Genomic DNA, 14,060 nt, shown 5'->3' on the forward strand with positions numbered 1-14,060 from the left:
TGGCGCAGGATCGGCGGCGGGATGTGGTCGTCGACGCAGGAGGCGCGCAGGGCGTGTGCGGATCTCGACCGTGAGAGTGGTCTCTCAGTCCGCTCGGAGACGAGGTCCCGCGGGCAGCGGGCCGCTGGTGGTGCGGCGGGCCCCGCGTACGGCGGCCCGGACGACGGCCCCGGAATCTCCGGGGGTCGGCGCACCGTCATGGAGGCCTGCGTCCCCGCCCGAGCCCAGACCCCGGCACCGGTCGCCGGGTGCGGTCACGGCGGCGGGGAAGTGCGGGGACGCAGGGGGCAGACCGTGAGGCACGGCCTGCCCCCCACGGAATGCGCTATCCGGCGGCCCGGGTGAAAACGGCGACCGTGCGCCCCGGAACGGCGAACGTGCCCGATCCGGCCGCGTAGGAGGAGGACTTGACGGTGGAGTCCGCCCCGGCCGCCTGTACCGGATGCAGCCGGTACCCGGCCCCGGCGAGGGCGGGGACGCGCTGCTCCTGCCGCTGGGGCGTGGCGTTGAAGACGACGACGAGGTCACCGAGGCGCATGGTGATCACGCCGGGCGTCTCGTCCTTGCCGGACAGCGGGAAGGAGAGCCGGGACTGCACCTGCCCGGCGGTGCCGAGGGAGAAGTCCTTCTCGGTGCTCCGGATCCGCAGCAGGTCCCGGTACACGGCCGAGGTGCCCTCGATCTGCTCGCAGCCCACCTCGACCTCGGTCAGCAGCGGCTTGGCGTACGGCCACTTGTCGGCGTTGTCGGCCGCCAGGGGCAGGCCGCGGCCGAAGCCGTTGCCGTCCTCGCACCTCCAGTGGACGGCGTTGAACCAGTCGCCGCTGTCGTAGGAGTTGCGGTCCAGGGACTTGGAGCGCAGCAGGTCGGTGCCCGCCTGGGAGAGGGCCGGGCCCTGCGAGAGGGTGGCGGTCGCCATGGCCAGGACCTGCATCCGGGCCCGGTCGGCGGCGCTCGTCGAAGCGGGCAGCTTGAAGGCGAGCGCGTCGAACAGGGACTCGTTGTCGTGCGCGTCGGCGTAGGCGAGGGCGTCACCGGGGGCGTCGGCGTATCCGGCGGGGGCGCCGTTGTAGTCGACCTCGGAGCCCTTGACCACCTTGCCGGCGGTGCCGGTGAACCGGTAGCCGGCGAGGTTGCCGGAGAGCCCGACCTTGATCAGGTCCTGGTAGTGGAGCAGGCGGGCCTTCTGCTCGGCGGCGGTGCCGTTGTTCTTCGAGGAGTTGGGGTCGGTGTACAGGCCGGACGCGAAGCCCTGGACGCCGGGGTCCTCGTCGAAGGGGCCGCCACCGCGCACCGCGTCACGGGCGCGGTCGGAGAAGGTCGCGATGCCGGTGCCGGCCATGTTCTCCTGCGTGGCCTGCGTGAACCGGACGTCGTCGGCGATCTCGCCGAAGTTCCAGCCCTCCCCGTAGAGGATGATCTTCTTGCCGTCGACGCCGTGCTCGGCGAGGGTCAGCGCGTCCAGGGCCTTGCGGACGGCCAGGATGTTGGCCTTGGGATGGTGGCCCATGAGGTCGAAGCGGAAGCCGTCGACCTTGTACTCCCTGGCCCAGGTGACGACCGAGTCGACGACGAGTTTGCCCATCATGGCGTTCTCGGTGGCGGTGTTGGCGCAGCAGGTGCTGTTGGCGACCGAGCCGTCGGCCAGGAGGCGCTGGTAGTAGCCGGGCACGATCCGGTCCAGGACGGAGGTGTCCGCCTGGCCGCTCGCGGCGGTGTGGTTGTAGACGACGTCCATGACGACCCGCAGCCCGTCGTCGTTGAGGGCCTTGACCATCCTGCGGAACTCGACCGTGCGGGCGGTGCCGTCCGGGTCGGTGGCGTAGGAGCCCTCGGGGACCGTGTAGTGGAACGGGTCGTAGCCCCAGTTGTAGGCGTCCTTCGCGGCGATCTTCCCGACGCACTCCTGCTGCCGGTCGGAGTCGGCCGGGAAGGAGGCGAGGTCGCAGTCGGTCTTCGCCTGGTCGGCCTTCTTCTCCGGGATGGTGGCGATGTCGAACGCGGGCAGCAGGTGCACGTACGAGGTACCGGCCTTCGCCAGCTCGCGCAGGTGCTTGCCGCCGTCACTGTCCTTGTCGGTGAAGGCGAGGTAGGTGCCGGGGTGTTTCGCCGTGCGGTCCTCGACGGAGAAGTCCCGGATGTGCAGCTCCTGGATCTGGGCGTCGCGCAGCGGTACGGCCCTGGGCTTGGTGTACGCCGACCAGCCGGAGGGCTTGAGCGCCTTGTCGTCCAGGTCGACGACGAGGCTGCGCTTCGAGTCGGCGGTGAGGGCGAGGGCGTAGGGGTCGGTGACCTTGTTGGTGACGACCTTGCGGACGCTGGGAGCCCAGACCTTCACGACGTACCGGTAGGGCTTGCCCTTCCAGGACTTCGGGCCGGTGACGGACCAGACGCCGGTGGCGGCGTGGCGCTTCATCGGGACGGTGGAGTCACCGATCTCCAGGGAGACCCGCTGTGCGGTCGGCGCCCAGACGGACAGCACGGGGCGGCCTTTGGCGAACGTCGGCCCCAGGTCGGCCTTGGTGGCGCCGGAGTACAGGGCGTCGAGGACTCCAGCGATCTGGACGCCGGTCGCCGCGAGCACGGCCCCGTTCGCGGCGTGCTGGGTGGCGACGACCTGGCCGCGCAGGGCCTCGCGGACCCGCTCGCGGTCGCGCGGGTCGACGGTCCAGGCGTCGTACTCCTTCAGATGCGGGAACGTCGCCTTCTGGGCGTCGGTCAGCTCGCTCTTCGACAGGCGCAGCCACTTCGCGTCACCGGTCAGGGCGCCGTCCCGGACCGCGATGGAGCCGTCGCGGGCGTAGAGCAGCTGGGTGGAGGCGGCGGCGTCGGAGCCGTTCCAGGCGAGGGTGTTCCGGTCGATCCAGACGGCCTTGGACGTGGTCAGGTCGAGGGCGGCCGCGCTGCCCGCGGGCTGCGGGAGCAGGTACTTCTCCTGGCCGCTCACCAGCCACACCTCGTGGCCGTTCGCCTTGAGGTCGAGCGACTGGTCGGTGGGCAGGTCCTTCTCGTCGCCCTTGTGCAGGATGTAGCTGAGGCTGGTGGCTCCGTCGGTGAGCGGTACCTCGAAGACTGCGCCATAGGTATCAGTCTTGACCGGCTTCAGGGGTTTCGACCAGTCGGTGGGGTTCGCGGCGCCTGTCCAGACGTGCAGGCCCCAGCCGTCGTAGTTCCCGTCGGCTCGGTGGTAGTGCAGGACGGCCTTGCCCTTGTCGGGCGCCGGGTACTCGGGCCGCTCGGTGGTGACGGTCTCCTTGCCCTGCTCGATCCAGATCTCGCCGGTCTTCGTGACGTCGATCGTGCGGTCGGTGTCGACGTCCTTGGTGCCGTCCTTGTCGATGACGAGGAAGCCGACGTTCGAGGCGCCGGGCTTGAGCTTGACCCAGGCGAAGGCGCCGTAGGCGTCGCGGCCGGTGAAGGGGTGGCTCTTCGGCCACTCGGTGGCCTCGCCCTCGGCGAGGTCGCCCCAGGCGTACAGGCCCCAGTCGGCGTAGTCCCCGTCGGCGCGCTTGTAGTGGACGACGGCGTAGTCGCGGGAGGACGCAGAGGGCGGCTCCTGAGCGGGCGGGGTGCCGGTGGTGGAGGCGGCCAGGGCGCTCGCGGTGCGGCCCGCCGAGTCGGCCACGACCGCCTTGTAGCGCAGGGCCGTGCCGGGCGCCACGTTCTTCCCGATGGTGTGGGTGACCTTGTACGGGGCGTGGTCGGCGGAGCCGAGGACCCGCCACTTTCCGTTGCCGGTCCGGGCGGCGAAGACGACCCGGTTGAGCCCGCCACCGTCGGCATCGGCGGAGAGCTCCACCGTGCCGGTGGCGCCGGCCGCCGGGGCCTTCAGGGTGATCGTCGGCGCGGTGGCGGGCTTGGCGAGCCTGCCGGACGCCTTGAGGACGATCGCCGAGCCGGCCGGGACGGTGACGGTGAGCTTCTTGTCGTCGTCGCTCTTCGGGGAGGCGTCGGTGCCGTGGATGCCCTGGAAGGTCATGCCGGCCGAGCCGGTCGGGAAGGTCACCGTCTTGTTCTCGCCCGCGTTGTTGAAGGCGACGACGTACTCGGTGCCCTTCTTCGGGTCCGTGCGGGAGAAGGCGTACACGCCCGGCCCGTCGGCCGCGTACCGCTGCTGCTGGACGCCGTCGGTGAGCGCCGGGTTGGCCTTGCGGAGCTTCGCGAGGGCGCTGATCTGCCGGTAGAGCGGTGCCCGCGTGTCGTAGGCGTCCTCGGCGTGGGTGCGGTCGGTGCCGATGCGGTCGTCGTCGAGGTAGTCGGCGGTGCGTGAGGCGAACATGCTCTGCCGGGCGTCCTTGTCGCCGCCCGGGCCGGTGAAGCCCTGCTCGTCCCCGTAGTAGACGACGGGGTTGCCGCGGCTGAGGAACATCAGTTCGTTGGCGAGCTTGTCCTTGGCGAGGATCTGGGCGTCGGTGGCCTCGGGGTTGTCCTGCTCGAGGAAGGACCCGATCCGGCCCATGTCGTGGTTGCCGAGGAAGGTGACCTGCCCGTACGCGTTGGCCTTGCCGGTCGTGTACTTGTAGTCGTCGCCGAAGACACCCGCGAGCTTCTGCGCGCTCGCGCCCTGCGAGGCGTACTGGCGGGCCGCCTCCTGGAAGGGGAAGTCGAGCGTGGCGTCGAGCCGGCCCTGGGTGACGTACGGCGAGGTGACGGACGTGTCCGCCGAGTACACCTCGCCGAACATGAAGAAGTCCTCTCGCCCCCGCTTGGCCGCGTAGGCGTCGAGGGCGGTGGCCCACTGGGTCCAGAACTCCATGTTGACGTGCTTCACGGTGTCGATCCGGAAGCCGTCGATGTCGAAGTCACGCACCCAGCGCTGGTAGATCTTCGCCATGCCCCGCACGACCTCGGGCCGTTCGGTCCACAGGTCGTCGAGTCCGGAGAAGTCGCCGTGGGCGGAGCTCTCACCGGCGAAGGTGGAGTCGCCCCGGTTGTGGTACATCGTCGGGTCGTTGAGCCACGACGGGACCTTGTTGTTCCGGGTCACCCGGGGCGTGCGCGGGAAGGAATCGCGGCCGACCTCGGGGAAGTCCCGCTTCCCGTCCGCGTAGTCGGCGTCGTCGAACGGCTTCCCGTCCTTCGCCAGGTACGGGAAGGCCCCCTTGGAGAGGTAGTCGTACGACTTCTCCTCATAGTCGACGACGTCCGCCGTGTGGTTGGTGATGACGTCGAAGAAGACCTTCATGCCCTTGGCGTGGGCCTTGTCGATGAGGGTCTGGAGGTCCTTGTTGGTGCCGAAGTGCGGGTCGACCTGGGTGAAGTCCGTGATCCAGTAGCCGTGGTAGCCGGCCGAGGCTCCCCCAGTGCTAGACGCCTGGGAGGTACCCCCAGCCCCCGTGCCCTGCACCGGCTGGTTCTTGAAGATCGGGGCCATCCAGAGGGCCGTGGTGCCCAGGCCCTTGATGTAGTCGAGCCGCTTGGTCAGGCCCTTGAGATCGCCGCCCTGGTAGAAGCCCTTGTCGGTGGGGTCGTAGCCGGTGGCGAGGCGGGAACCGGTCAGACCGCCCTTGTCGTTGCGCCGGTCGCCGTTGGCGAATCGGTCCGGCAGGACGAAGTAGAACTGCTCTCGGGTGGCGTCGTGCCGGGCGGGCTCGGCGGCCAGCTCGGCGTCGGACGGAGGCGCCGGCGGGGTGGCCGCCCCGGCGGCGAGCGGCTGGACGAGCGCTGCGGTCAGCGCGGTCGCCATGACCGCGGCGACCCGTCCGGCACGGGCGGTTCGGCGCCTTGAGGGCGCACGCCATCTCGGTATCACTGACGTGGACTCCTTGCATCGCGGCTCTCTCGGGTCCGACCCCGCGCGACCGTATCGCCGCCGAAACGCTTACAGCAAGAGTCTTGAAAGCATGGGAAAGAACTTTCAACAACCCGGGGTTGGACACGCACCCTCGCCCCCCGGAACTCCCGGGGGGCGAGGGCTCGGGGCTCTCCGGTTCAGCAGGCGGTCCGGTCCGCGTGCAGGGCGAGAGCCGTGTCGGCGCCGAGCGTCGCGGTGAACCGGCCGCTGGAGTTCACGGTCACGGTCGTGTTGTTCTGCACATTGCAGTACGTCCCCGCGGGCAGCGAGGTCTGGTACGTCCGGGACAGGGAGCCCGACTCGTGGTTGATGGCCACGAAGCCCTTGCCGCCCCGGCCGAAGGCGATGGCGTCGGCGCCGTTGTCCCACCAGTTGGTGACCGCCTGACCCCGGGTGGCGTTGCGGAAGCCGACCATGGCCTTGATCTCCGGCCAGTTGTGCTGGCACTTCCAGCCGTCCTGCCAGCAGGCGTTCACCCGGCCGCCGTTCGGCGGGCCGGCGTCGTGGTCGGTGAACTCGTAGCCGGAGTTGACGTCGGGGGCGCCGTAGGGCCAGGCCAGCATGAAGACGTTGGCCAGGGTGTAGGTGGCGCCGTCCTTGTAGCTGAGCGTCGAGCCGTTGCGCTCGGTGTCGTGGTTGTCGACGAAGACCCCGGAGAGGCCGCTGTTCAGGTAGCCCCAGCCCTCGCCGTAGTTCTTCAGGTAGGCGAGGTTCTCGTTGTTGAAGACCCGCTTGAGGTCGTAGGCGTAGCGGAACTCCTGGACGTCGCCGTTGCCGGTGTACTCGGCGGGCTGGACGGCCTCGCCGGCGCCGTGGATGACCTCCTGCTTCCAGTACGCCGACGGGTCGCTCAGCCGGGACTTGATGTTCGCGAGGTCGGCGGTGTCCATGTGCTTGGCCGCGTCGACGCGGAAGCCGTCGACGCCGAGGGAGAGCAGGTCGTTCATGTAGCCGGCGATCGCGCCGCGGACGTGGTTCTCGCCCGTGTCGAGGTCGGAGAGGCCGAGCAGTTCGCAGTGCTGGACGTTCCAGCGGTCCTGGTAGTTGCCGATCCGGCCCGTGCAGTCGTCGAAGTCGGGCGCGGAGTACAGGCCGGGGTAGTCGTACTTGCCGTACGACGACCCGCCGGTGCCGGTGCCGCCGCCGGCCGCCATGTGGTTGATGACGGTGTCGACGACGACCTTCACTCCGGCCGCGTGACAGGTGTGCACCATGTCGCGGAAGGCCGTGCGGTCGCCGAGGCGGCCGGCGATCTTGTAGCTGACCGGCTGGTACGAGGTCCACCACTGCGGGCCCTGTATGTGTTCCGCGGGCGGGGAGACCTGGACGTAGCCGTATCCGGCGGGCCCGAGGGTGTTGGTGCACTCGCGGGCGACCGAGGCGAAGTTCCACTCGAAGAGGACGGCGGTGACGTCCTTGGTGCCAGGTGGGGAGGCCTGCGCACCAGTCGGGTTCATGACAATCGAGGCCGCGGCGAGCGCGGCGGCGGAGGCGAGGAATCTGCGTGCCATGTGGGGTTTCCTTCTTCGTTGAAGGCTCTTGCAGCAAGGTTCAGAAACCTTGCGGTGACGCAGATAGTAAAGGCCCGCCACCCGAAAGGGCAGCGGGCCGTACGAAATTCAAAGGAAAATCAGGCGCGGGCCCCCGCGGCCGCGGTGGTCCACCACACCGTGGTGTCGGCCGGCACCTTCGCCTCGTCGTCGACCTCGACGATCTCCCCGCTCGCCACCAGCACCCGGCCGTACGCTGGCATCGCCACCGACTCCCCGGTGGTGTTCGCGACGCACACGAACTCCCCGCGCCGGAAGGCCAGCACACCCTCGGGTGCCCGCAGCCACTCCACGGACGTCCCGGCGCCGAGGTCGGGCTGCTCGCGGCGCACCGCGAGCGCGGCCCGGTACAGCTCCAGGGTCGAGCCGGGCTCGCCGGTCTGCGCCTCGACGCTCAGCTCGCCCCACCCGTCGGGCTGCGGCAGCCAGCTGCCGCCGCCACCGAAGCCGTACGAGGATCCCGTCCGGGTCCAGGGGATCGGCACCCGGCAGCCGTCGCGGAAGCCGTCCTGGCCCGCACCGCGGAAGTACGCCGGGTCCTGGCGCACCTCGTCCGGCAGGTCGACGACGTCGGGCAGACCGAGCTCCTCGCCCTGGTAGACGTAGGCCGAGCCGGGCAGCGCCAGCATCAGCAGGCTCGCGGCCCGGGCCCTGCGCAGCCCCAGTTCCCGGTCGCCGGCCAGGCGGATCTGGGTGCCGAGGCCGGGCGGGTTGGCGAAGCGGGTGGCGTGCCGGGTCACGTCGTGGTTGGACAGCACCCAGGTGGCGGGGGCGCCGACCGGGCGCATGGCCTCCAGCGTGCGGTCGATGACCTCGCGCATCTCCTCGGCGTCCCAGTGGGTGCTGAGGTACTGGAAGTTGAAGGCCTGGTGCAGCTCGTCCGGGCGGACGTAGTGGGCGGTGCGCTCGATGGTCGGAGTCCACGCCTCGGCGACGAAGATCCTCTCGCCCGCGTACTCGTCGAGGACCAGCCGCCACTGCCGGTAGATCTCGTGCACGCCCTCCTGGTCGAAGAACGGCATGACATCGTTGCCCAGCAGCTTCACCTGGTCGTGGGATCCCAGGTCGGGCAGCCCCTCCGCCTTCACCAGACCGTGGGCGACGTCGATACGGAAGCCGTCGACGCCGATGTCCAGCCAGAAGCGCAGGATGGAGCGGAACTCGTCGCCGACCGCCGGATGCTCCCAGTTGAAGTCGGGCTGCTCGGGGGCGAACAGGTGCAGGTACCACTCGCCGGGCGTGCCGTCGGGTTCGGTGACCCGGGTCCAGGCCGGGCCGCCGAAGATCGACTCCCAGTCGTTGGGCGGCAGTTCCCCGTTCTCGCCCTTGCCGGGGCGGAAGTGGTAGCGCTCCCGCAGCGGGGAGCCCGGACCTTCGGCGACGGCCCGCTTGAACCACTCGTGCTGGTCGGAGGAGTGGTTGGGCACGAGGTCGACGATGATCCTCAGGTTCAGCTCGTGGGCGTCGCGGATCAGCGCGTCGGCGTCCAGGAGGTTGCCGAACATGGGGTCGACCGCGCGGTAGTCGGCGACGTCGTAGCCGGCGTCGGCCTGTGGCGAGGCGTAGAAGGGGCTGAGCCACACGGCGTCCACGCCGAGGTCGCGCAGGTACGGCAGACGGGTGCGGACACCCTCCAGGTCGCCCATGCCGTCACCGTTGCTGTCGGCGAAGCTGCGCGGGTACACCTGGTAGATCACCGCGTCCCGCCACCAGTCGCGGCGCTTGGCGACGGCCACGGCGGACGTGGGAGTGGGGGCAGGTGCAGCTGAGTGCTGGCTCATGTCGTCCTTGATGCGTAACGAAGGTGTGGTCATGTGAGGTCTGGGCGGGGTGACGAGGTGGCCGCGGCACAGCGGGGTCGGATGGGCGCCGCGGCCACCTCGGGCTTGTGAAGTGCGGTTCGGCAGCGCCCCGGGGGACGCGGGGTCACCCCTTCGTGCCGCCGGCGGTCAGGCCGGTCACCAGGTTCTTCTGCACGACGTAGAAGAACAGGGCGGCCGGTATCGCGATCAGCACAGCCGTCGCGGCCATCAGGTTGCGCTGCGCGTCGTGCTCGCTCACGAACGTCTGCAGACCGACGGCGAAGGTGTACTTGTCGTCGCTCAGCAGGAACGTGGAGGCGAACGCGACCTCACCGAAGGCCGTGAGGAAGCTGTAGAACGCCGCGACCGCGAGGCCCGGCTTGGCGAGCGGCAGGATGAGCCGCGCGAACGTGCCGAAGGGGGTCAGCCCGTCGACGCGCCCGGCCTCGTCGATCTCGAACGGGATGGTGTCGAAATAGCCCTTCATCAGCCAGGCGCAGTACGGCACGATCGTGGTGCAGTTGACCAGGATGAGACCAAGGTAGCTGTCGATGAGCTGCAGATCCGAGAGGATCTGGTACATCGGCACGATCAGTACCGCGATCGGGAACATCTGGGTGACGAGCAGCACCCACATCAGCTTCCGGTAGCCGGGGAACCGCATGCGGGAGACCGCGTAGCCGGTGGACGCGGCGACGACGACGCCGATGAGCGTCGTGCCCAGCACCACGACCAGCGTGCTCTTCAGCCAGTCGAAGAAACCGGTGTCCTGCAGGACGAACGCGTAGTTGTCGAGCGACATCTTGCCCCAGATGCGCCCGGGGTGGAGGTAGTCGTCCTTGTCCGGGCCGAGGGACAGGAAGACCAGCCAGGCCACCGGGAAGAGCGCGGTCAGGCTCGCCACGATCAGCACGGCGTGCGAGGCGAGGGAGGCCCGGCGGCTGCGTTCGCCGCGGCCGCGGACCTGTCCGGGGGTGTTCGCGGGGCGCCGCTCGGCCGCCGGGGCGGAGGTCTCGACGGTGGTCGTACTCATGGGGGACTCCTGCCTCAGATCGCGAGCTGCTGCTCGTTGCGGTTCAGCCAGCGGCGGTAGAAGGAGGTGAAGACGATCAGGATGGACAGGAGCAGGATTCCGTAGGCGGCGGACTGGGCGTAGTCGCGCGGCTGCTGCCCGAAGCCCAGCTGATAGGCCCAGGTGACGAGGATCTGGGCGTCCGGGGCGGTGTTGCCGAACAACAGGAAGATGATGGCGAACTGGTTGAAGGTCCAGATGACACCGAGGAGTACGACCGTCGTGCTGACGGACCTCAGACCGGGCAGGGTGACGTAGCGGAACCGCTGCCAGGCGTTGGCGCCGTCCATCTCGGAGGCCTCGTACAGGCTCGCGTCGATCGACTGCAGTCCGCCGAGCAGCGAGACCATCATGAACGGCACACCGCACCAGGTGTTGACCATGATCGCGGCGAACCGCTGCCAGAAGGTGTCCTCCAGCCACAGCGGCGCGGGCAGGCCCAGGCCTTCCAGGGCGGTGTTGATGACGCCACCGTCCGCGAGCATGAACCGCCAGCCGAAGACGGTGACGAAGGTCGGCACCGCCCAGGGCAGCACCAGCAGCATCCGGTAGAGGGTGCGGCCGCGCATCTTCTGGTTGAGCAGCAGGGCGAGGCCGAGACCGATGCCGTAGTGCAGGGCGACACAGGCCGCCGTCCAGAAGACCGTCCACAGGAAGTGCGACCAGAAGCGGTCGTACGCCGTCGGGCCCCACAGGATGTCGGCGTAGTTGTCCAGGCCGATGAACTTGTAGGTGGCCTCGATCTCGTTGGCGCCGATCGTGCGGGCGGTGTTGAGGCTGGTGGCGTCGGTGAGGGTGAGGTACAGGCCGTACACCAGGGGATACAGCACGAGCACGCCGAGGACGACCGCCACCGGGGCGATCATCGCGTAGGCGTACCAGTGCTTGTGGAAGCCGTTCTTCAGCCGCTGGGCCGGCCCGGGTCGCGGTTCCCGCTCACCGCGCCGCTTGCCGGTCGCTCGGTCGATGGCGACTGTCATGGTTCGACACCTTCTGGAGGTTCAAGGAGGTCAAGGAGGCTGCCGGGCGGCAGACGCGGGCCGGTGGCCGCCGGATCCCCTCCCCCATGGCTGGGGGATCCGGCGGCCACGCGGCGGTCACTTGGAGAAGTCCGGCACCAGCTTGGCGATGGCGGTCTCGGCGTTGCCGAGGCCCTTGTCCAGGGACTCCTTGCCGCCGGCGATCTTGAGCAGCTCGTCGTCGAGCGGCCCCCACAGGGAGCTGTACTCGGGCAGCGCCGGGCGCGGCTGGGCGCTGGAGAGCACGCCCTGGTAGCCGGCGATGCCGGGGTCGGCCTTGACCTTGTCGGTGTAGGCGTCGTCGCGCGTGGGGAGCGTGGAGTTCTTCAGCGCGATGGTCTCCTGGGCCTTGGCCGAGGTCATGAACTTCACGAACTTCAGCGAGGCCTCCTGGCGGGCCTTGTCCGAGCCCGCGTACACGGAGAGGTTGTGGCCGCCGGTCGGGGCGCCCGCCTTGCCGGTGGAGCCGGCCGGGACGGTGGCGATGCCGAGGTTGTTCTTGTCCTTGAAGGCCGAACCCTTGTAGAAGTTCGTGATCTCCCACGGGCCCTGGACGATCGAGGCGACCTTGCCGCTGACGAACGCCTCCTGGATGTGGGCGTAGGCGTCGGCGGTGGTGTCGGCCTTGTGCAGGCCCTTGCCCTTGAACAGGCTCTGCCAGGTGCCGTAGGCCTTCTTGGCCTCGGGCGAGGTGACGGTGATCTTCTCGGCGTCGGCGTCGACGGTGTCGGTGCCCTCGCCGTAGAGGAAGGACTGGGCGTAGTAGGCCTGGGTGGAGCCCCAGTAGCCGTCGGTGCCGGTCTTGTCCTTGATCGTGGCGGCGGCCTTCTTCAGGTCCTCCCAGGTCTTGGGGGCCTCGACGCCCGCCTTCTCGAACAGGGCCTTGTTGTAGACGAGGGCGAGGGTGTCCGTGGTGAAGGGGACGCCGTAGGTCTTGCCCTCGTATGTGGCCTGCTCGATCAGGCTGGGCTGGAACTCGTCCTGCTCGGCGAGGGCCTCGGTGCCGTCCAGCGGCGCGAAGAAGCCCTTCTTGGCGAAGGCGGGGGTCCAGCCGACCTCGGAACGCAGCACGTCCGGGGCGCCCTGGGAACCGGCGGCGGTGTCGAACTTGTTCTGCGCCTGGTCGAAGGGGACGTTGACGTAGTTGACCTTGATGTCCTTGTTGGCGGCCTCGAACTCCTTGACCAGGGCCTTGTACGTCGGCGCCTCGTTGGTCGCGTTGGAGGTGTCCCACCAGGTGATGGTGACCGGGCCGTCGGCCTCGTCGCCGCTGTCGCTTCCGCCGCAGGCCGTCGCCGCCAGGGCGAGGGACGCCACCAGCGCGGTGGCCGCTATGCCACGCCGCATGAGTTCTCCTTGAGGGTGAAGCCCGTTGTGCTGCCGACTGCGCCGTTGGCGGCCGGGCGTCGGTGACATTAACCGCGCCGCAACGTCTTGCGAAAGACCTTGCAGCAAAAAGATGCAAGAGATGCGGATGGTTACCCCGCCGTGACCTCACGTCGACTCGCCTGACGCCCGGGGTTCCGGCTGTTCGACGGGTACTCGGACAGCTGTGCAAGACTCTGCAAGCACTTGCTATCCGCTTCCGCCGGGGGAATCATCCGTTGCGGACCGGACGCCGACCACAACTCTTTTTGGGGACCCCGATGACCCAGCAACCCGCAGCGGGCCGTGCGACGGCGCGCACCAGGCGTCCCGTCGGTGTGCAAGGAGAACCCCGGCCGCTACAGTCCAGTGCTGTGACCACACGGCTTGCCGACATCGCTGTGCAGGCGGGGGTGAGCGAAGCGACCGTCAGCCGCGTCCTCAACGGGAAGCCGGGCGTCGCCGCCACCACCCGCCAGTCCGTGCTGGCCGCTCTCGACGTGCTGGGCTACGAACGCCCGGTGCGCCTGCGTCAGCGCAGCGAGGGGCTGGTGGGGCTGATCACCCCGGAGCTGGAGAACCCGATCTTCCCGGCTCTGGCGCAGGTCATCGGCCAGGCACTGACACGGCAGGGCTACACGCCCGTGCTGGCCACCCAGACCCCGGGCGGCTCGACCGAGGACGAGCTCACGGAGATGCTCGTGGACCGCGGGGTCGCCGGCATCATCTACGTCTCCGGGCTGCACGCGGACACCACCGCCGACATGCAGCGCTACGACCGGCTGCGCGCCCAGGGCGTGCCCTACGTGCTGGTCGACGGTTTCTCGCCGAAGGTGCAGGCACCGTTCATCTCCCCCGACGACCGCGCGGCGATGAGCCTCGCGGTCACGCACCTGGTGTCCCTGGGGCACACCCGGATCGGGCTGGCCCTCGGCCCGAAGCGGTTCGTGCCGGTGCAGCGCAAGATCGAGGGGTTCGTGCGCACGGTGCAGGACCAGTTGGGCCTGGGCGCCGAGACCGTCGAGTCGGAGCTGGTGCAGCACTCCCTGTACACCCTGGAGGGTGGTCAGGCGGCGGCCACGGCGTTGATCGAGCGGAACTGCACGGCCGTGGTGTGCGCCAGCGACATGATGGCGCTGGGTGCGATCCGGGCGGCCCGGCAGCTCGGTCTGGACGTGCCGAAGGACATCTCCGTGGTCGGCTTCGACGACTCCCCGCTGATCGCCTTCACCGACCCGCCCCTGACCACGGTCCGCAAGCCCGTCCCGGCTATGGGGCAGGCGGCCGTGCGCACGCTGCTGGAGGAGATCGGCGGGACGCCCGCACCGCACAGCGAGTTCGTGTTCATGCCCGAACTGGTGGTGCGCGGTTCGACCGCTTCGGCCCCTGGGGAACGCGGGCGCTTCTGAGTCCTGCGGCCTGATTTCGCCGCAGGACATGCGGCTCGGACCGGGCCGC

Annotated in this window: 7 protein-coding genes; 1 reads left to right on the top strand and 6 read right to left on the bottom strand. The window is 69.5% G+C overall.

Annotation, left to right across the window (positions count from 1 at the left end):
* Positions 1-325: 325 nt before the first annotated feature.
* From pulA to ACFU3E_RS32410, 6 genes are all read right to left on the bottom strand, one after another.
* Positions 326-5,752, bottom strand: a complete 5,427-nt coding sequence (gene pulA / locus ACFU3E_RS32385) for a pullulanase-type alpha-1,6-glucosidase (RefSeq protein WP_384166368.1) — start codon at positions 5,750-5,752, stop codon at positions 326-328.
* A gap of 179 nt (positions 5,753-5,931) precedes the next feature.
* Positions 5,932-7,305: an alpha-amylase family protein gene (locus ACFU3E_RS32390; RefSeq protein WP_384166371.1), complete on the bottom strand. Its 1,374-nt coding sequence runs from the start codon at positions 7,303-7,305 to the stop codon at positions 5,932-5,934.
* A gap of 119 nt (positions 7,306-7,424) precedes the next feature.
* Entirely contained in the window at positions 7,425-9,125 is a 1,701-nt protein-coding gene (locus ACFU3E_RS32395; RefSeq protein WP_384166374.1) for a glycoside hydrolase family 13 protein, read from the bottom strand.
* Between the two features lie 145 nt (positions 9,126-9,270).
* Positions 9,271-10,179 (bottom strand): sugar ABC transporter permease, encoded by a 909-nt coding sequence (locus ACFU3E_RS32400; protein ID WP_384166377.1) that lies wholly within the window; start codon positions 10,177-10,179, stop codon positions 9,271-9,273.
* 14 nt (positions 10,180-10,193) lie between these two features.
* On the bottom strand, positions 10,194-11,198 hold the full coding sequence (locus ACFU3E_RS32405) for a carbohydrate ABC transporter permease (protein ID WP_384166380.1): 1,005 nt from the start codon (positions 11,196-11,198) through the stop codon (positions 10,194-10,196).
* Positions 11,199-11,315: 117 nt separating this feature from the next.
* A complete protein-coding gene (locus ACFU3E_RS32410) occupies positions 11,316-12,584 on the bottom strand; it encodes an extracellular solute-binding protein (RefSeq protein ID WP_384166383.1) in 1,269 nt (422 codons plus the stop codon).
* Positions 12,585-12,976: 392 nt separating this feature from the next.
* On the opposite strand from ACFU3E_RS32410, the gene ACFU3E_RS32415 reads away from it, so the two are divergent.
* Positions 12,977-14,011 (top strand): LacI family DNA-binding transcriptional regulator, encoded by a 1,035-nt coding sequence (locus ACFU3E_RS32415; protein WP_384166386.1) that lies wholly within the window; start codon positions 12,977-12,979, stop codon positions 14,009-14,011.
* The last annotated feature ends 49 nt before the right edge of the window (positions 14,012-14,060 follow it).

It is taken from the genome of Streptomyces sp. NPDC057424 (genome assembly GCF_042803315.1).
GTDB lineage: Bacteria > Actinomycetota > Actinomycetes > Streptomycetales > Streptomycetaceae > Streptomyces.

What these genes read in the sequence shown, in the direction of transcription:
- ACFU3E_RS32390 (WP_384166371.1), bottom strand. Translation starts at nt 7,305, where the DNA reads ATGGCACGCAGATTCCTCGCCTCCGCCGCCGCGCTCGCCGCGGCCTCG.
- ACFU3E_RS32395 (WP_384166374.1), bottom strand. Translation starts at nt 9,125, where the DNA reads ATGAGCCAGCACTCAGCTGCACCTGCCCCCACTCCCACGTCCGCCGTG.
- ACFU3E_RS32400 (WP_384166377.1), bottom strand. Translation starts at nt 10,179, where the DNA reads ATGAGTACGACCACCGTCGAGACCTCCGCCCCGGCGGCCGAGCGGCGC.
- ACFU3E_RS32405 (WP_384166380.1), bottom strand. Translation starts at nt 11,198, where the DNA reads ATGACAGTCGCCATCGACCGAGCGACCGGCAAGCGGCGCGGTGAGCGG.
- ACFU3E_RS32410 (WP_384166383.1), bottom strand. Translation starts at nt 12,584, where the DNA reads ATGCGGCGTGGCATAGCGGCCACCGCGCTGGTGGCGTCCCTCGCCCTG.